18 protein-coding genes and 1 tRNA gene are annotated in these 17,555 nt (G+C 53.4%); 12 read left to right on the top strand and 7 right to left on the bottom strand.

Going from position 1 to position 17,555, the window contains the following annotated elements:
* Positions 1-8: 8 nt before the first annotated feature.
* Positions 9-356, bottom strand: coding sequence for a DUF3007 family protein (locus tag SynMVIR181_RS08715; RefSeq protein WP_186588962.1), 348 nt, complete (start codon positions 354-356; stop codon positions 9-11).
* Positions 357-360: 4 nt separating this feature from the next.
* On the bottom strand, positions 361-612 hold the full coding sequence (locus tag SynMVIR181_RS08720) for an NAD(P)H-quinone oxidoreductase subunit L (protein WP_186523357.1): 252 nt from the start codon (positions 610-612) through the stop codon (positions 361-363).
* Between the two features lie 57 nt (positions 613-669).
* On the opposite strand from SynMVIR181_RS08720, the gene SynMVIR181_RS08725 reads away from it, so the two are divergent.
* A tRNA-Leu gene (locus tag SynMVIR181_RS08725) sits at positions 670-755 on the top strand.
* Positions 756-864: 109 nt separating this feature from the next.
* Here SynMVIR181_RS08725 and pyrC read toward each other — a convergent pair.
* A complete protein-coding gene (gene pyrC / locus SynMVIR181_RS08730) occupies positions 865-1,944 on the bottom strand; it encodes a dihydroorotase (protein ID WP_186588963.1) in 1,080 nt (359 codons plus the stop codon).
* Positions 1,945-3,621, bottom strand: coding sequence for a SulP family inorganic anion transporter (locus SynMVIR181_RS08735; RefSeq protein ID WP_186588964.1), 1,677 nt, complete (start codon positions 3,619-3,621; stop codon positions 1,945-1,947).
* Between the two features lie 98 nt (positions 3,622-3,719).
* Here SynMVIR181_RS08735 and SynMVIR181_RS08740 point away from each other — a divergent pair, with 98 nt between their 5' ends.
* From SynMVIR181_RS08740 to SynMVIR181_RS08770, 7 genes are all read left to right on the top strand, one after another.
* Positions 3,720-4,817 carry a calcium/sodium antiporter gene (locus SynMVIR181_RS08740; RefSeq protein ID WP_186588965.1) on the top strand — a complete coding sequence of 366 codons (1,098 nt, stop codon included), beginning with the start codon at positions 3,720-3,722 and terminating at the stop codon, positions 4,815-4,817.
* An 86-nt stretch (positions 4,818-4,903) separates the two neighbouring features.
* A complete protein-coding gene (locus SynMVIR181_RS08745; RefSeq protein WP_186588966.1) occupies positions 4,904-5,413 on the top strand; it encodes a DUF2231 domain-containing protein in 510 nt (169 codons plus the stop codon).
* Positions 5,410-6,030, top strand: a complete 621-nt coding sequence (locus SynMVIR181_RS08750) for a DUF2231 domain-containing protein (protein WP_186523367.1) — start codon at positions 5,410-5,412, stop codon at positions 6,028-6,030. Before SynMVIR181_RS08745 ends, SynMVIR181_RS08750 begins: the two co-directional genes overlap by 4 nt.
* Positions 6,027-6,974, top strand: a complete 948-nt coding sequence (locus SynMVIR181_RS08755; RefSeq protein ID WP_186588967.1) for a cytochrome c oxidase subunit II — start codon at positions 6,027-6,029, stop codon at positions 6,972-6,974. The genes SynMVIR181_RS08750 and SynMVIR181_RS08755 overlap by 4 nt, the downstream gene beginning before the upstream one ends.
* A 5-nt stretch (positions 6,975-6,979) precedes the next feature.
* Complete coding sequence (locus SynMVIR181_RS08760) at positions 6,980-8,668, top strand: cbb3-type cytochrome c oxidase subunit I (RefSeq protein WP_186588968.1); 1,689 nt, start codon at positions 6,980-6,982, stop codon at positions 8,666-8,668.
* Between the two features lie 4 nt (positions 8,669-8,672).
* A complete protein-coding gene (locus tag SynMVIR181_RS08765) occupies positions 8,673-9,278 on the top strand; it encodes a heme-copper oxidase subunit III (RefSeq protein ID WP_186523370.1) in 606 nt (201 codons plus the stop codon).
* 44 nt (positions 9,279-9,322) lie between these two features.
* Positions 9,323-10,840, top strand: coding sequence for a GMC oxidoreductase (locus SynMVIR181_RS08770; RefSeq protein ID WP_186588969.1), 1,518 nt, complete (start codon positions 9,323-9,325; stop codon positions 10,838-10,840).
* 21 nt (positions 10,841-10,861) lie between these two features.
* On the opposite strand, the gene gorA is transcribed toward SynMVIR181_RS08770, so the two are convergent.
* On the bottom strand, positions 10,862-12,223 hold the full coding sequence (gorA, locus tag SynMVIR181_RS08775) for a glutathione-disulfide reductase (protein ID WP_186588970.1): 1,362 nt from the start codon (positions 12,221-12,223) through the stop codon (positions 10,862-10,864).
* A gap of 119 nt (positions 12,224-12,342) precedes the next feature.
* On the opposite strand from gorA, the gene SynMVIR181_RS08780 reads away from it, so the two are divergent.
* Positions 12,343-13,026, top strand: coding sequence for a ParB-like protein (locus SynMVIR181_RS08780; protein WP_370593895.1), 684 nt, complete (start codon positions 12,343-12,345; stop codon positions 13,024-13,026).
* A gap of 6 nt (positions 13,027-13,032) precedes the next feature.
* Here SynMVIR181_RS08780 and dnaA read toward each other — a convergent pair whose 3' ends face one another.
* Positions 13,033-14,430, bottom strand: a complete 1,398-nt coding sequence (gene dnaA / locus SynMVIR181_RS08785; protein ID WP_186588971.1) for a chromosomal replication initiator protein DnaA — start codon at positions 14,428-14,430, stop codon at positions 13,033-13,035.
* Between the two features lie 86 nt (positions 14,431-14,516).
* Here dnaA and SynMVIR181_RS08790 point away from each other — a divergent pair, with 86 nt between their 5' ends.
* From SynMVIR181_RS08790 to SynMVIR181_RS08800, 3 genes are read left to right on the top strand one after another with little or no spacing between them, the layout of a single operon-like run.
* Positions 14,517-15,686, top strand: coding sequence for a trypsin-like peptidase domain-containing protein (locus SynMVIR181_RS08790; protein WP_186588972.1), 1,170 nt, complete (start codon positions 14,517-14,519; stop codon positions 15,684-15,686).
* Complete coding sequence (locus tag SynMVIR181_RS08795) at positions 15,683-16,321, top strand: TIGR04282 family arsenosugar biosynthesis glycosyltransferase (RefSeq protein WP_186588973.1); 639 nt, start codon at positions 15,683-15,685, stop codon at positions 16,319-16,321. The genes SynMVIR181_RS08790 and SynMVIR181_RS08795 overlap by 4 nt, the downstream gene beginning before the upstream one ends.
* Positions 16,318-17,073: a TIGR04283 family arsenosugar biosynthesis glycosyltransferase gene (locus SynMVIR181_RS08800; protein WP_186590587.1), complete on the top strand. Its 756-nt coding sequence runs from the start codon at positions 16,318-16,320 to the stop codon at positions 17,071-17,073. Before SynMVIR181_RS08795 ends, SynMVIR181_RS08800 begins: the two co-directional genes overlap by 4 nt.
* Here SynMVIR181_RS08800 and SynMVIR181_RS08805 read toward each other — a convergent pair.
* Positions 17,043-17,546, bottom strand: a complete 504-nt coding sequence (locus tag SynMVIR181_RS08805; protein WP_186588974.1) for a GNAT family N-acetyltransferase — start codon at positions 17,544-17,546, stop codon at positions 17,043-17,045. The genes SynMVIR181_RS08800 and SynMVIR181_RS08805 overlap by 31 nt on opposite strands.
* Positions 17,547-17,555 lie beyond the last annotated feature (9 nt).

Raw genomic sequence — 17,555 nt, forward strand, 5'->3', positions numbered from 1 at the left:
AACGGAGCCTACGGTTCTGTGGTCTGTTCCGATTCAGACTCATCCAAATTGAGAGATGCGAGCAGGGCTTGCTGCTCATCTGGACTCAAAGCATCAAAACGAGCCTGAAGCTGATCGGTTGTGAGTTGGTCGTACTCCTTTCGATAGCGGCGACGCTGCTGCATGTACGTCATCTGCCCCGTCACCACCCTGAAGAGGTAAGAACCTGTCCAGACCACGACAATCACCACCAACACGGCCTCAGCAGCGATTCCTGCTGAAAACCCCTCAAACCCTGCGGCCTTAAATAGCCAAAATCCAACACCCCCAGCGAGTAAGAGACCTAAACCAAGCTTGAGAACACCGGCACGCGTCAAAGACTTAAACCTCCCCTTGACCGCTGAGGCGGAGATTGAGGAATGGTGCGAACACAATCATTCCTGGAAAGAAGAAAAACACCAGCCCATACACAGAGAAGCGCTCAATCTTCCCCATGACATGCCAGCGCCGATTCATCCAAAAGAAGAGTGCAAGTGGCATCACGACTAGGTAGAGGCCACCCAAAGCCGCATAGCCACCGATCACAAGCAGCGTGTCTGACGAGACCGAAGACAGGAGATTATCGATGGACACAGAAGACGACCTGATTGGGGTGAATCTAAGATGTCGGAGCGAGCCTGCATGGCACGCGGGGGCGTGGCGGAATCGGTAGACGCACGCGACTTAAAATCGTTTGGGCAGAAATGTCTGTGGGGGTTCAAGTCCCCCCGCCCCCATCAGTCAAGACATGGTCGTAACAGATCACACATCTAGTTTTAAGAGCTGAAGACAGAGGGAGCCCCTCTGGACCCATTCCGTCAAAGCGTCGAACCTGTTGCAGATCCCTTAAGCCCGACCCATCAAGTCAACAGACCAAGCCAGAGACTCACCGGCATGAAAGAAGACAGGCGCCTCTTCAGAGTCGAATGCTTCGAAACCACCTTGAGGAAGAGTGAGCTGCTGGGGCACAATCTGCGGCTGACGCACCAATGCAATGGTGTCGTTGTTTAAGGGCAAGCCGTAAAAGCGCGGACCGAATTCACTCGCAAAAGCCTCTAAACGATCCAGTGCACCCTCCTGTTCAAACACAGCGGCATAGCTCTCCATGGCATGCATAGCGTTGAAAATCCCGGCACAACCGCAGGCTGACTCCTTACCCGATCGGGGATGGGGAGCTGAATCCGTCCCTAGAAAAAAGCAAGGAAGGCCGCTCGTCGCCGCCTTTACCAGGGCGCGACGATGACATTCTCTCTTGACGACTGGAAGACAATAAAAATCACTTTTCAAACCACCCACAAACATCGCATTGCGATTGAGATGGAGGTGATGGGGCGTGATTGTGGCTGCCAAACGCTGGTCTCCATTGGCGACGTAATCCACGGCCTGCTCTGTAGTGATGTGCTCTAAAACAATCCGCAATCCAGGGTGACGCTCACGCAAAGGGATGAGATGCCGTTCGATAAAAACTGCCTCCCGATCAAACACATCCACATCTGGATCGGTGACCTCTCCATGAATGAGCAAGGGCATATCGATCGCCTCCATCCTTTCCAGCAAAGGCGCAATCAACGCCAGATCGCTTACCCCAGCTGCTGAATTGGTCGTGGCATTGGCTGGGTAAAGCTTCGCTGCTGCAAACACCCCCTCAACAAAACCTCGTTCCAACTCGTTGGGGTCAAGATCATCCGTTAGGTACGCAGTCATCAATGGCGTAAACATCACGCCGTGGTTCAGCGCATCCACAATCCTCTGGCGGTAGCCACGCGCAGCTTCCACAGTTGTGATGGGTGGTCGCAAGTTCGGCATCACCACCGCCCTTCCAAAGACCCTGGCCGTTGCAAACAGCACCGCTTCCAACATGGGGCCATCTCGGAGATGGACATGCCAGTCATCCGGACGACGCATGACCAGACGATCTGAGGCCATCTAAGAGGAGAGCTCCTGTAACTGAGGCAATTGATTGACGGCATGCAACAACACCTCATAGCGATTTGCGCTGACATGGTGTTCTGGGAGGAGATCCAGAAGCTTGAGTTTTTCTAAGCGCTTGCGCGTCGCCCCAGGGAGTACAACCACATACACCAAACGGCCCACTTCAATGGCTTCTTTGATTGCATTTTCAAGTGCTAGGGATGCTGTGACACCCAGGTGAGAAACTTCACTCAGATCAAACAACACAGCCTCACATTCTTCAATCGCGTTGTGCTCTCGATTGATCGTTTTGGCAACACCAAAAATCATTGGACCGGTGAGCTGGAAGAGCAGTAATCGACCGGAAGCCCGATCAAGAAGTTCCTGCTCATAAGGTGGAAGAATCACATCATCATCAGTGGTGCTAATCGTCTTAACGCCCTTGGACTGAAGAGCAGTCATCCGCTCAATCGTTAGAACATTGGCAACAAACACACCAATAAAAACTGCCCAAATCAGATCAACAAGTACCGTGAGGCCAATCACTCCGTAAGTAATACAAGCCGCCTTCATCGACAAATGGTGCGCTCGCCTCAAAAAGCTCCAATCGATAATGTCAAAACCAACCTTCAGGGCAATACCTGCAAGCACCGCCAGGGGAATGCGCGAAGCCAAGGGTGCTGCTACCAAAATAACAAGCATCAAAATGATGGCTCTCACAATTCCCGAAAGAGCAGAACGACCGCCTGCCTGAATATTGACAACCGTTCCCATCGTGGCGCCAGCACCTGGCAAGCCGCCAAAAAGACCAGACACCAAATTTCCCAAACCCTGACCAATTAATTCTTTATTGGAATCATGTTCTGTCCTAGTCAGACTATCTGCCACAACAGAAGTAAGCAGAGCATCTATGCAACCGAGCATTCCTAATACAGCTCCATTCACCACCATTAATCGAAGCAAATCTGGAGTAATTGCCGAAAAAGTAGGAGGCTGAAAACTAGGAAAATCAGCTGAAAACTCAGGGATTCGACTTAAACCCACATTCGAAAACACTGTGAGCGAAAGAATTGTTCCCACAACAAGAGCGAGAAGCTGGGGAGGACAAAAACGCTTCCAATTTTCAGGGGTAAACCAAAGGATTAGCAGAGTAATCAGCGCTAATAAAAACTCAAGTGGTTGTGCACCAGAAATCAATTGAGGCAGGCTGGTCAGCGTCCCAATCACACCACCGGTTGGACTGCTCTGACCTAAAAATGGGGCCAACTGAAGAATGACCAGAATCACACCAATGCCAGACATAAAGCCTGAAATCACGGTGTAAGGCATCATCGTGATGTATCTGCCTAATCGACACAACCCAAAGAGGATTTGGAAAAGGCCTGCGAGCATCACCACCATGAAAGCCAGAGCTAACGCTGTGGCTCGGTCTGGGATTTGGCTGGTGAAATTGAGAATCACGGCAGTAAACACCACCGTCATCGGACCAGTGGGCTCAGAGATCAGCGTGGATGTCCCGCCAAACAGTGCCGCCACCAGGCCAATAATCACGGCACCCCAGAGGCCCGCAGCCGCACCAGCGCCAGAAGCAACTCCAAAAGCCAATGCCATCGGAAGGGCAACCACAGCTGCCGTCAGCCCACCAAAGGCATCACCTCGGAGGTTGCGGGTGCTGATGTAATTCAGGAGCACCAGGGTCTCTCCTTAGAAGTTGGATAATGCTAAGTCTATTCCCCTTTGCAGCCGTCGAGGCCAGCAGGGAAGATAGTTTCTGATAAAGCAAGGAGTCGATGCCTGACTTTCTGATCTCTACCCTCGAGCTCTTGGTGGGAATCGGACTGCTCTTCGGAGGGGGAGAATTATTCGTACAAGGTGCGGTGATTCTTGCCGTCATCCTCGGCGTCCCTCAGCTGGTCATTGGCCTGACAGTGGTTTCGCTTGGAACGAGCGCGCCAGAATTTTTCGTCAGCATCAGTTCAGTGATGCAAGGGGCTGATGCGCTCGCCGTCAGCAACGTGGTGGGAAGCAACATTTTCAATGTGTTGGTCGTGCTCGGCTGCAGCGCCCTAGTTCTTCCTCTGAGAGTCGAAAGCCGCTTGGTGAGAAGGGATGTCCCCCTTCTGCTCGCCGTGTCGGCTGCTGCTTGGGGGATGGCATCTGCAGGACGTGTGACCTGGCAATCAGGCGTTGCTCTGTTGCTGGCCCTTGTCATTAACACCGTCTGGGAGATCCGAACCGCACGGGAGGAACCAGAGGAGATGGAGCCTGCCGAACCAGAGATTGACCTAGAGACAGCTAAAGAGGGTTGGATCAAGGCCATGGTGCGCCTTGTCGTTGGCATTGTTGTTCTCGGATTTGGCGCCAATCTGCTTGTGAATGGAGCCAGTGGAGTTGCCGAGATCCTCAAGGTTCCTCAACCCATCATCGGTCTCACCATTGTTTCTGCAGGCACTTCCATGCCTGAACTGATCACTTCAGTGGTCGCAGCATTGAAAGGAAGAACGGATCTCGCAATCGGAAACGTTGTTGGCAGCTGTCTTCTCAATCTTCTTCTTGTCCTTGCTGGAGGAGCATTGGCTGCTGGATCAGACGGCTTAAGTGTGAGCCAGGATTTAATTCATGACGACATGCCAGTGATGATTCTGACAAGCCTGGCTTGCCTACCAATCTTCTGGACCAAAGGACGAATCAGCAGACTTGAAGGGGGCTTACTGGTTGGCCTTTACGTCCTGTACATCACTGACAACGTTCTTCCCCGCACAGGGCTGTCGTCATGGTCAGACGAATTTCGCCTCATCATGCTTTGCGTTGTACTGCCTGCTGTTGTCGTGCTCATCACGGTGCAGGCAGCTCGCTATTGGAGACAGCTCAAACGAAAGGGCGCATAACGTTCAACAAGGGCTTCTGCTTCTCTTCCGTTATGGAGGGATGACTGCGGAGCAAAAGCTATCCATGCTTAAAGAGCACGATCGGCATGCCGATGATTGGGCTGCTGCTCCCCCCGCTCAACGACAAGAATCTCCCCTGGCTGGATGTCATCCATCCAATCGTGGTTCATTTCGTGATTGCCATGGCGCTGATCACGGTGGTCTTTGACCTGATTGGAGTGCTCACACGGCGGCGCAACCTGTTTGAGGTGAGCTTCTGGAACTTGTTGGTGGCGACCGTGGCCATCTTTGTGGCCATCATCTTTGGGCAGATTGAAGCGGGCTTAGCCACTCCTTATGGAGCTTCAAGAGACATTTTGAATTACCACAGCACGCTTGGCTGGTCGCTCGCCGCGATTCTCAGCCTCCTGACGGGGTGGCGATACGTCGCAAGACAAAAAGACCCCACCGTGCTGCCGCGAGGATTTCTGATTATTGACGCCGTACTTGCAGTGCTGGTGTTCTGCCAGGTTTACCTAGGCGACAAACTCGTTTGGGTGTACGGCCTCCATACGGTCCCGGTGGTGGAAGCAGTCCGTAGTGGAGCACTGTCATGAATGTAATCAGCACGATTCTCTCGCCGGTAAATGAAATTGCCGACCAACTTGGGGCGAATAATCTCCCTTACTCAATCCCGATCCATCCCAATTTGGTGCACTTCACCATTGGCCTATTTGCCATCGGGATTGCCTTTGATTTTGCCGGAGCCTTTTACCCCCTAGAGAAACGAGTTTTTCGTTTCCTGGCACTACCCGCAACACGAAGCGGTTTTCACGATGTTGGCTGGTACAACGTTCTCGCTTGCAGCGTGATCACCTTTTTCACTGTTGCAGCTGGCTTTTACGAAATGCTCTTGGCCGTTCCATTGCCAGGAATTCGCAGCATCATCGGCCAAAATGCAATCGACACCATGTTGTGGCACGCGATCGGAGGGGTCGCACTGCTGCTCATCATTGTGGTGATGACCATCTGGCGGGGATTTCAAAGATTTTTATGGCGTAAAGATTACGGTCGCCAGGTGAGCTGGCTCTATCTGGGATGCGGAGCCGTAGTGCTCCTGGCCATGGGCGTGCATGGAAGCCTTGGCGCCTGGCTTGCGAGTGAATTTGGTGTTCACATCACAGCCGATCAGCTGCTTGCTTCAGGGACGGACCTAAGACAAGTATTGCCATGACATCCACAACCCCTAAACCCAAGAAAGGTCTATCGCTCAGGTTGATACTTATCTTGCTGAGTCTTGTGGGACTGAATCTGCTTGTCAGTCTTCAAATTGCACAATGGTCATTTTCGTGGCTACCTGTGGCTGCCTCTACGGCAGCTCCCTATGTTGATGGGCTCTTCTCCCTAGAAGTAGGGATGGGTGCGTTTCTATTCAACGGTTGCGTCGGCTTCATCTTGTGGTCGGTCATTGCGAATCGTGCGGAGAAATATGATGAGAGCGATGGACTTCCTATCGAAGGAAACACCAAGCTCGAAATTATCTGGACTGTCATTCCATTCATCATCGTGATGGCTCTAGCCATCTACTCCATTGATGTGAATGGAAAACTCGACACGCTGGGGCCTAAGAATAAATACGACATGGCTGTCAATCAGTCAGCAAAAACGGTTGCCAGTCTCGATGGACTGAGCGAGGTAGGTCCGATCGAAGTAATTTCAAGGCAATGGAATTGGGAATTCGTCTATCCAAATGGTGTACGAAGTTCGGAATTGCATTTACCAATCAATCAACGCGCAAATTTCTTACTCACATCAAAAGATGTAATCCACAGTTTCTACATCCCAGCATTCCGGCTCAAGCAAGACATCATTCCGGGAAGCGTCATTTCTTACAGCATCACCCCAACGAGAGAAGGCCGCTATCGCCTTCGTGATGCCCACTTCAGCGGTGCTTACTTCTCTGATAATCAAACCCATGTCATCGTCCAATCCAAAGACGATTACTCAAATTGGCTTCAATCCACAAATGAGAAGCCACTGGTTCCTGGATTGAGTCCGGGAACAGTTCAATACCAAAAAAGGCTCTCCAAAGGAAACAAAGGTTGGGCAACAGTTCCACCTGCACCACCTCCGATGGTCAACGATCCCGGCAACCCTGACGATCCCCACGAAGCCTGACACTAATGACTAGTACAAAATACGATCCACGCATCCTTAAAACACAACATCCGGTTCCTGGAGCGCCGGACAACTGGAAGAGATTTTTCACATTCAACACCGATGCCAAAGTGATCGGCATCCAGTACATGTGCCTAGCTCTGATCTTCCTTCTCATCGGTGGATTATTAGCCATGGTGATGCGCGGAGAATTGATTACACCTCCCGCCGATTTAGTGGACCCCTCTGTTTACAACGGGCTCTACACCATGCATGGAACAATCATGCTGTTTCTCTTTCTGTTTCCCGTCCTGAATGGATTCAACAATTTGTTGATTCCAACCATGATCGGCGCACCCGACATGGCCTTCCCAAAACTAAATGCAGCAGCATTTTGGTTGGTGCCAGTGTTTGCCATCGTTCTTTTGGCCAGCTTTTTTGTACCCGGTGGCCCTGCGTCCTCAGGATGGTGGTCCTATCCGCCTGTGAGCATCCAGAATCCCTTAGGCAATTTCATTAACGGTCAATTTCTATGGATCCTCGCCGTCGCTTTATCCGGTGTTTCATCGATCATGGGAGCGATTAATTTCGTTACCACAATCATTCGCATGCGAGCTCCTGGGATGGGCTATTTCCGGATGCCCGTTTTCATCTGGACTGCATGGGCTGCTCAAACGCTGCAACTGATTGGACTCCCCGCATTAACAGGTGGAGCCATCATGCTTCTATTTGATCTCAGCTTTGGAACGAGCTTCTTCCGTCCAGAAGGAGGCGGTGATCCCGTTCTCTATCAACACTTTTTCTGGTTCTATTCCCATCCAGCAGTTTATGTGATGGTGCTTCCCGTTTTCGGTATTTTTTCGGAAGTGATTACGGTTTATTCGCGCAAACCCCTCTTCGGCTACAAATTTGTTGCCCTTGCTTCATTTATCATCACTTTCTTGGGGCTCATTGTTTGGGTTCACCATATGTTCTATTCCGGAACACCACAGTGGATGCGAAACCTTTTCATGGTGACCACCATGTTGATTGCTGTTCCCACTGGGGTTAAAGTCTTTGCTTGGTTGGGAACTCTATGGGGAGGAAAAATACGGCTCAGTACACCCATGCTATTCGTGCTTGGCGGACTTATAAATTTCATCTTTGGAGGGATTACTGGGGTCATGCTTGGCACCGCACCCATTGACATCCACGTAGGCAATACTTATTTCGTTGTCGCTCATTTCCACTACATCATTTTCAATACCATTGGCTTTGGTATTTTCGCAGGAATTTACCACTGGTTTCCTAAATTTACGGGACGCATGTATTACGAAGGACTGGGCAAAGTTCACTTTGTATTGACATTTATTGGCGCCACACTGAATTGGTTGCCTTTGCATTGGGCAGGATTACTGGGCATGCCAAGACGAGTGGCTTCCTATGACCCGGAATTTGCCATCTGGAACGTGATTGCAAGCATTGGGGCATTCATGCTGGGCGTGGCCTCCATTCCCTTCATTCTCAACATTGTGAGCTCCTGGGCCAGAGGACCGAAAGCACCTGCCAATCCCTGGAATGCTATTGGCTTGGAGTGGTTGTTACCTTCCCCGCCTCCAGCCGAAAACTTCGAAGACGATGTCCCAACCGTTATCAGCGAGCCCTACGGCTATGGCTTGGGCAAACCCTTAGTCGAAGACCAAGCCTTCTACGTCCATCGCTCCATGGAGGCCTGAAGCAATGACCACAACCAATCCCGACTTACCGCTCAATCACCAACCCGGTCACATCAAGCACGATGGGCACAACCTCACAGGTTTTATCATTTTCCTGTGTTCAGAAAGTATTATTTTTCTAGCCTTTTTTATTGGCTTTGCGCTTTTAAAAACCACCGCTCCAGAGTGGCTTCCTGAAGGTGTTGAGGGGCTAGAAACACGCATGCCTTTGATCAACACAATCGTGCTGGTCAGTTCAAGCTTTGTAGCCTATTTTGCAGAGCGCTATTTGCATCAGAAAAACCTTTGGGGCTTTCGAGCCTTATGGCTCCTCACGATGGCCATGGGAGCATACTTTGTTTATGGACAATATGTGGAATGGTCCGAACTTCAATTCGGCCTTAGCAGTGGAGTCTTTGGTGGTACATTTTTTCTTTTAACAGGATTTCACGGCCTGCATGTCATAACAGGCATTCTGTTAATGGGATTGATGCTGATTCGATCTTTCAGGCCAAATAATTATGAGAAGGGGGATATGGGCGTCACATCAGTAAGTCTTTTCTGGCATTTTGTTGATGTTATTTGGATCATTCTTTACCTTTTAATTTACGTCTGGCAACGCACGACCTGATCCATCCGAGTTTTCAGATCTGATCTGCCCTCAATCTTTCCATCATGATCATCGACGACAGCCATTACGACGTGATCATCATCGGCAGTGGTGCCGGTGGTGGAACCCTTGCCGGTGCCCTGAGCCGAAAGGGTCACTCGGTGCTGATGCTTGAGCGAGGAGAGGCCATGGCTCTCGAAGATCAAAATGTGGCCGATGTGGATCTATTCCGGAAAGATCGTTATCACCCAAAAAATGAGCGCTGGTTTGGGCCTGACGGTGATCCATTCGCACCACAAACCACCTACTCCCTCGGCGGCAACACAAAAATCTGGGGTGCAGTGCTGGAGCGCATGCGCGAACAGGATTTTGATGAAGTCCCGCTGCAAGAAGGGGTTTCACCGTCCTGGCCCATCAACTACAACCAGCTCTCTCCTTATTACTCAGCAGCTGAAAAGTTGTACCGAGTGCATGGTCGCTCAGGAATCGACCCCACTGAACCAACCCGCTCTTCCCCTTTTGAGCATGAGCCAAAACCACTGGTTCCTTTTCTTGAGCCCCTACGAGAAGCGCTCAAACGCCAGGGATGTCAGCCCTATGACCTTCCGCTGAGCTGGTCCAACAGCCAGGAAGATCCAAGTGGAGATTCTCAGCTGTATGGCATCGACAATGCCGATCCTTCCAAACTGGAAATCCGAACGCAAGCCGCAGTGAAGCGTTTGCACTTAAATCCTCTCGGCAGCTGCGTAAAGGGGGTGGAAGTTGACGTAGCCGGTGAAGCCTGGCTGTTCAAGGCGGATCTCATCGTGCTGGCCGCAGGAGCCATCAACTCTCCGGCCATCCTGCTGCGATCGCATTCCAGCCATCACCCCCGAGGCCTCAGTAATGGGTCCGACCAGGTCGGTCGCAACCTGATGAATCTGCAACTCACCTCCATCCTGCAGCTCGCAACCGAACGCAACGACGGACGCTATGCCCGATCGCTTGGAATCAATGACTATTACTGGGGAGACAAAAACGTCTCGTTCCCGCTGGGCCACATTCAAGCCGCAGGAGGTGTCTTGCAGGACGCCCTATTTGCAGAGTCACCGCCAGTGCTGTCCCTTGTTACCAAAATGATTCCTGATTTTGGACTGGAGCGACTGGCGTCCCGATCGGTGGCTTGGTGGGCCATGTCTGAAGTCTTGCCCGACACCCACAACAAGGTGTGGCTAAACAACGATCAGCTCCGCATCAACTACATCCATAACAATCGCGAAGCTCATGATCGACTGGTCTATCGCTGGATTGACACCCTCAAAGCGATCGAAGCCGACCCACTCACTCGGGTGGTGAGTACCGCACCGACCCACCCAAGGGGCGAAGCACCTTTAAGCGTTGTGGGCTATGCATGCGGCACCTGTTGCATGGGCACCGATCCAGCGGCCTCTGTGGTCGACCCATCAGGGAAGTGCCATGAACTCGACAATCTTTATATCGCCGACTCAAGTGTGTTTCCTAGCTGTCCCAGCGTGGGGCCGGGTCTGACCACCATCGCCTTAGCCCTGCGATTAGCTGACACTCTCAGCCAGCGCATGACCTGACCCAACAAAAGGCTGAACGGATCAAGCCATCGTCACAAACTCCTCTGAAACCGTCGGGTGCAAGGCCATCGTGCGATCGAAATCGGCCTTGGTCGCCCCCATTCCCACGGCGATAGCAGCCATCTGGATAATTTCTGCCGCATGCTCACCAACCATGTGACATCCGAGCACCTTCCCGCTGTTCAATTCCAAGACCAACTTCAACAAGCAACGGGGACCGTGTTGAGGCAACGCCTGAGCCATGGAGCGAAAACGCGCGCGATGAACCACAACCTGATCCGCACCGAGCTGGGCAATCGCTGCCTCCTCTGATAAGCCCACTGTGGCTAGCTCCGGCTGACTGAACACAGCACTTGCAACCAAGTTGTGATTGACCTGCCGAGGAGTGCTTCCAAACACACTGTCTGCAAAAGCACGCCCCTCATCCACCGCGACAGGGGTCAAGCAAATGCGATCCGTCACATCTCCAACCGCAAAAACATGGGGAAGGTTGGTGACTTGATCGGCATCAACTGGGATTCGATGCCCCTCGACCACCACGCCAGCGGCATCGAGACCCAGGCCTGAAAGGAATGGTTGACGCCCCGTCGCCAACAGGACCCCACCACACGGCAGACGATCACCGCTCTTGGTCACGACAGTCAAATCATTTGATTGACCCTCAATCGCAGCAAGGCCTTGTCCAAAGCGCAGGTCGATGCCCTTGGACTGCATACCCTCCTGCACAACTCCTGACAGTTCGCTGTCAAACCCTCGCAAAAGCTGTTCGCCACGCACCAATTGGGTCACCGCAACACCAAGGCCTCGCAGGATGCCAGCAAATTCACATGCAATGAACCCAGCTCCCACCACTACAACCCGGTCTGGGAAACGCTGCTGCAAAAACATGTCATCGCTGATCCAAGCAAGCTCAGCCCCTGGAATGTTCGGCCGAAAAGGTCGCCCACCCACTGCAATCATCACCCGCTTGGCCTGCAGCACCTGATCGATCTCACCCTCGCGCGCCTTAGACACACCAATGCGATGCGGGTCAAGAAAACGGCCCCAACCTGTGATCAACTCCACTCCAGCTTTGGCCAAAAAATCGATATGAAGTGCATTGAGGCGATCCACCTCTTGACGCACATTGCGCAAAAGCACAGACGTATCAAACGTTGCCCCCGCAACACTCACGCCATAACTCGACGCACCCTCGAGTTGTTCGGAGAGAAGAGAGCCGTACACCAGCAGCTTTTTCGGCACGCAACCACGAATGACACAGGTACCGCCAACGCGATCTCCCTCCACAATCGCCACCTTGGCTCCATAACGGGCAGCACGTTTGGCAGCAGCTAAGCCTCCAGACCCAGCACCGAGAACCACAAGATCAAAGATTTGTTCCATGGGGTTCACTGTTTTCTCACATTTTGCCCGCTGCCTTCGATGCACGAGTACACCAACAATCAGAGCCAAGTCAGCTCAGGAGTGATCAGCGAGTCAATTCACAACTCAACCTCGGCATAGTGGATGGATGCAGCGTTGAGGCCTGCCCTCTGCATCTTCCTGATTACGCCCCAATACCTGATCACAACAAAGGTCTCAAGCTTTTTGAGGTGGCCGTTGCTGACCTTCAGCCCACACAGATGTGTGTGGGGATGGCTGAGGTATGGAACCGGCAACGTGATTTCCGTGAGGAAAGTCCCGAAGAACGTCGCCGGTATCTCAATCGCAAGCCAGTGCCATTGGTACGCAATCAGCTTGGACACCTTTGGATGGTGGATCGACATCACCGCCTCCGAGCCTTGCTCGAAATGGTTCCAACGATTACGACTTACGGCTACGTGATCGACGACCTAACCACTAGCACCAGGGAGGAGGCTCTCCAGGCTCTACACAACAAGGGTTGGCTCTATCTTCAAGACGGCAGAGGCAATGGCCCGTGGCCAGCGAAAGACCTGCCCGCCACATTGCTTGGCCTTCAGGATGATCCTTACCGCAGCCTTGTTTGGAAACTGAAGCAGGAGGGAGTGATCAAGCCACAGCCCTTGATTCCTTATCACGAGTTTCGTTGGGGCCTCTGGTTGCGAACGAGGCCCATGCCTCCTTTTAGCTCAAAACATTTGGATCCAGCCCTACCTGCAGCGCGCAGGCTCGCTCGCTCATCAGCGGCATCCCACTTGGCAGGCTGGAAAGGCAGTGATGCCTGATGATTCCTAGCGACGACGGCGAGAGTCGATTTGCAAAAGATCCTTCACCCTTTGCACCTGACTCGCTAGGTGCGGATCAGTAGCAAGCTTCTTTTCCACTTGTTCAATGGCATAAATCACGGTGGTGTGATCCTTACCTCCGAAGGTGTCGCCGATTCTCGGCAAGCTCAAATCTGTGCCTTGCCGCATCAAGAACATCCCCACCTGACGAGCCTGACTCACCGCTCGCCGTCGGCTGCTGCTGCGCATATCTTCTGCCGTGACGTCGAACACCTCAGACACCTTTTCAATCACTTGCTGCGGTGTGACATCAACACCTTGGCCACTGGGATCAAGCATCGGCGCGACCGATTCAACGGTCATCGGAATTCCTGTGATCGAAGAAAACGCAACAGCCCGAGTGAGCGCTCCCTCAAGTTCACGAATATTGGAGGTAAAGCGGCCAGAGATGTATTGAATTAAGTCGCGAGGAAGAGCAACGCGTTCTTGCTCAGCTTTTTTCTGAAGAATCGCCATTCGTGTTTCCAGATCAGGGGCCTGGATATCCGCGATTAATCCCATCGAGAAGCGAGAAATTAATCGCTCCTGCAGCCGAGGAATTTGGCTAGGAGGCCGATCACTCGCAATCACAATCTGTCGCCCTGCATCGTGCAAAGCATTGAACGTATGGAAGAACTCTTCTTGGGTGTATTCCTTGCCTTCGATGAATTGAATGTCATCAACCAAGATGAGATCCGCGGCCCGATAACGGTCTCGGAAAGCCTGCATACCGTCCTTACGAATCGCAGTAATCAGATCATTCGTAAACGTTTCCGTCGACACATAAAACACGCGCGCTTCAGGATCAATCTCTAGGCGGTAATGACCAATCGCCTGCATTAGATGGGTCTTGCCTAGGCCCACACCTCCACAGATGAATAGCGGATTGAATTCACGGCCTGGGGCCTCGGCTACTGCCAAAGCAGCCGCATGCGCCATCCGACTGTTGGGGCCAACGACAAAACGATTGAACACATAGCGCATGTTCAAGCCGGGGAGCCGACGGGGAGCGGTGCTCGGCGGGGCAGCGACTCCAGCCGTCGTTGGTGCCAAAGCCTGCTGGCTGGAAGGCGACACCCGAGCCTCGAGAGTCGACCCAGGCGCCCCATCTTCATCGTCTTGAGCAAGCACGATCACCTCGATCGGATGCCCCGTGATCTCCTGCGCCACTTCAGCAATGGTGCTGACGTAGTTCTTACGCAGCCAATTGCTAGCAAAACGATTGGGAGCCTGCAGGGTCAGCCTCCGATCTTGGAAGGAGTTACAGCGCGCAGGACGAATCCACGTTTCAAAGGTGGGCTTGCTGAGGTTGCTCTGAAGAGCGTGCTGCACCTTGTTCCAGAGCTCACTGCCCGTCAGCACCACATTCCACCTTCTGCGAATGACGAATCTACGCGCCTTATGCCGAGTGGCCCGTCTTTAATGAAACCAGTTTCAACACGTTTCTGTTCATGGCAGCTGCCGCCTCCCGCGCCCTGGCACGATCCCTGCCCTGGATCGGGATCGGAATCGGAATCGGAATCGTCAGCTTGACGATGGGAGGGTGTGGATCATCCATGCGTCAACGGCTTGGCTTAGAGCCAGAAGCGAAGGCACCCGCAACCCTTCCCGAAGTGAGTGATGGGCCTCGTTCGGCCCCTCTACAACCCGGTCGCAACGTGATCGTCCAAGCCGTTGAACGGGTTGGTCCGTCGGTCGTACGCATCGACACCGTGAAACGGGTATCCAATCCACTAGGCAACCTGTTTGGAGGTGGGCCAACCACCCAAAAACAAGCCGGTCAAGGTTCAGGATTCATCACACGCTCTGACGGCCTGATTTTCACGAATGCGCACGTGGTGGAAGGCGCGGACAAAGTGGCCGTCACCTTGCCTGACGGTCGCAGCTTCAGTGGACGCGTTCTTGGCGGCGACCCCTTAACGGATGTGGCGGTGGTGAGAGTCGTAGCTGAAAAGCTACCTGTCGCACCCCTTGGGAACTCAAACGACCTAAAACCCGGTGAATGGGCCATCGCGATCGGCAATCCGCTTGGGCTCAACAACACGGTCACAGCGGGCATCATCAGTGCTGTGGATCGGACCAATGCCGTAGGAGAAGGCCAGCGTGTCCCCTACATCCAAACCGACGCTGCAGTAAACCCAGGAAACAGCGGTGGTCCCCTCATTAACGCCGCTGGGCAAGTGATCGGCATCAACACAGCGATTCGCCAAGCACCTGGCGCAGGACTGAGTTTTGCCATCCCGATCAACTTGGCCAAGCGCATTGCCCAACAAATCATCAGCACTGGTCAGGCCTCCCACCCCTATATCGGTGTACGACTGCAGAGCCTGACCCCCCAATTGGCCAAAGAAATCAACGCCACGAGCAACCTTTGCACCGTGCCCGAGCTCAACGGCGTGCTCGTGATTGAAGTGGTGGAGGGCAGCCCCGCAGCCAAGGCTGGTATTGAGCCTTGTGATTTAATCCGCAACGTGAATGGCTCCGCCGTCAACGACCCCTCTGAAGTGCAGCTGGCCGTTGACCGAGGACAGGTGGGTCAGGTCATGCCGCTGATTGTGGAACGAGCTGGGGAACAGCAAACCCTGGATGTCACACCTGAGGAGCTACCACGCCAAAGATGATTCAATCACCCATCCCAACACTCGTTGTGATGGCTCGCTGGCCAGCTAGCGGTCGCTGCAAGCGTCGCCTGGCCGTCGACATCGGAAGCGAGCAGGCGGCCATCATTCAGCAACGCCTCACCGCCCATACCTTCGCTGTTTCTGAAGCACTCAACGAGCAGGGTGACGTGGATGTGCAGGTGGCAATGAGCGGCGTGAGTCTGCGATCAGCCCAACGCTGTCTGCCCTCCTTACCGCCCTGCACCCTCGTGGATCAGGGACGGGGATCGCTTGGGGCTCGCATGCTCCGTCAGATTCATCGCGCGCGCTTCAGGCAGCAGAACAAGCCTGTGATCGTGATCGGAACCGATCTTGCAGATCTTTGTCAAAACGATCTGCGCCATGCGATCCAAAAGCTCCAAAACCAACCCTTGGTGCTGGGCCCCTCCGCAGACGGTGGGTATTGGTTGCTGGGGCTGGGCGCTGCATTAACGCAGCAACAGCTCGATGCACTCTTTGCGGCCGTGCCATGGGGAAGCAACAAGGTGTTGGACATCACTTGCGCTCGCGCTCGGGGGCTGGGTCTCACACCCCATCTACTCAGCATGAAAAACGACATTGATTGTCTTGCTGATCTTCATTCATGGCAGCGATGAGCGCTGACCCACTCATGCTCAGCGTGGTGATTCCCTGCCTTAATGAGGCGGAGCGTCTTCCACTTCTCCTCGCTGACCTGCAGCGCTGGCCTCTTCCGATCGAGATCACGGTGGTGGATGGTGGCAGCAACGATCACAGCCATCGCATCAGCGCTCTCGCTGGTGGACGCTTCATCACGGAGCATCCACCTGGTCGAGGCAAGCAACTGGCTGCAGGTGCCCAGCACTCCATCCAGCAAAACCAAGGCAAATGGCTCCTTTTTCTCCATGCTGATAGCCGTCTGCCAAGACACTGGGGCAGCAGCGTGCTGCGTCGGATTCAGCATCCCGATGCACAACGATTCGCATGGTTTTTTGACTTACACATTCACCCCAGCACTCCAGCCCGACGCCTGCTGGAAGGGGTGATCGCTCTTCGTAGTCGCTGGTGCCAACAACCCTACGGAGATCAGGGCCTCCTGCTCCATAGGTCTCTGTATGAACGCAGTGGTGGATACGCAGCCTTGCCGTTAATGGAGGATCTTGAGTTCGTACAGCGACTTAGCCAACTCACACGCTTACGTCCCCTTGGCCTGGCGATCACCACCGATGGCCGGCGCTGGCAGCGGGGAGGCGTGCTGCGCCGCAGCCTTGAAAATGCCTGGTTGCGGCATCGCTGGCGACGTGGGGAATCTCCAGCACGCTTGGCAGCTGAGTACTACGGAAAGCCCTTTTCAACAATTCAATTGGAATACCAAAAACCACAACGGTGACCATTGGGCTCTAGGTCCCAACCAAGACGGTCATAAAAGGGCAGCACCCCTGGATCGGCGAACAGCGTGGCGCGCTCCGTTCCCATCTCTGTTAGTGCATCGAGGATGTAATCCATCAACTGACGACCAAGCCCAGCACCTTGATACAAGGGGTGAACGGCCACATCCCAAACCGTGGCTTCAAGAACACCATCTCCAGTGCAGCGTGCGAAACCCACAAGGCGTGGAATGCGTGGGTCATGGCGCCATAACCCCACCCTGAGCAAGCTGTTATCGAGGGCCTTGCGAACGCGGCGAACTGGCCTGCGACTCCACCCCACCGCCTCTAAGAGCTGTTCCAGCTCAACTAAATCCATTGGACGAGACTGGCTGAATACCAGGCTTAGCTTGGTATTGGCCGTTTCACAGATCCGAGCCTCTTTCCCGTAGGAATGCACCAAAATCTCTTGGGTGAGAGAGGGAGTACTAGTCACCCTGTCCTG

This window comes from Synechococcus sp. MVIR-18-1, from assembly GCF_014279835.1.
Taxonomy (GTDB): domain Bacteria; phylum Cyanobacteriota; class Cyanobacteriia; order PCC-6307; family Cyanobiaceae; genus Synechococcus_C.

Excerpts from the sequence above, each read along its gene's own strand:
- pyrC (WP_186588963.1), bottom strand. The coding sequence starts at position 1,944 with ATGGCCTCAGATCGTCTGGTCATGCGTCGTCCGGATGACTGGCATGTC.
- SynMVIR181_RS08740 (WP_186588965.1), top strand. The coding sequence starts at position 3,720 with ATGCCTGACTTTCTGATCTCTACCCTCGAGCTCTTGGTGGGAATCGGA.
- SynMVIR181_RS08745 (WP_186588966.1), top strand. The coding sequence starts at position 4,904 with ATGCCGATGATTGGGCTGCTGCTCCCCCCGCTCAACGACAAGAATCTC.
- SynMVIR181_RS08750 (WP_186523367.1), top strand. The coding sequence starts at position 5,410 with ATGAATGTAATCAGCACGATTCTCTCGCCGGTAAATGAAATTGCCGAC.
- SynMVIR181_RS08755 (WP_186588967.1), top strand. The coding sequence starts at position 6,027 with ATGACATCCACAACCCCTAAACCCAAGAAAGGTCTATCGCTCAGGTTG.
- SynMVIR181_RS08760 (WP_186588968.1), top strand. The coding sequence starts at position 6,980 with ATGACTAGTACAAAATACGATCCACGCATCCTTAAAACACAACATCCG.
- SynMVIR181_RS08765 (WP_186523370.1), top strand. The coding sequence starts at position 8,673 with ATGACCACAACCAATCCCGACTTACCGCTCAATCACCAACCCGGTCAC.
- SynMVIR181_RS08770 (WP_186588969.1), top strand. The coding sequence starts at position 9,323 with ATGATCATCGACGACAGCCATTACGACGTGATCATCATCGGCAGTGGT.
- gorA (WP_186588970.1), bottom strand. The coding sequence starts at position 12,223 with ATGGAACAAATCTTTGATCTTGTGGTTCTCGGTGCTGGGTCTGGAGGC.
- SynMVIR181_RS08790 (WP_186588972.1), top strand. The coding sequence starts at position 14,517 with ATGGCAGCTGCCGCCTCCCGCGCCCTGGCACGATCCCTGCCCTGGATC.
- SynMVIR181_RS08795 (WP_186588973.1), top strand. The coding sequence starts at position 15,683 with ATGATTCAATCACCCATCCCAACACTCGTTGTGATGGCTCGCTGGCCA.
- SynMVIR181_RS08800 (WP_186590587.1), top strand. The coding sequence starts at position 16,318 with ATGAGCGCTGACCCACTCATGCTCAGCGTGGTGATTCCCTGCCTTAAT.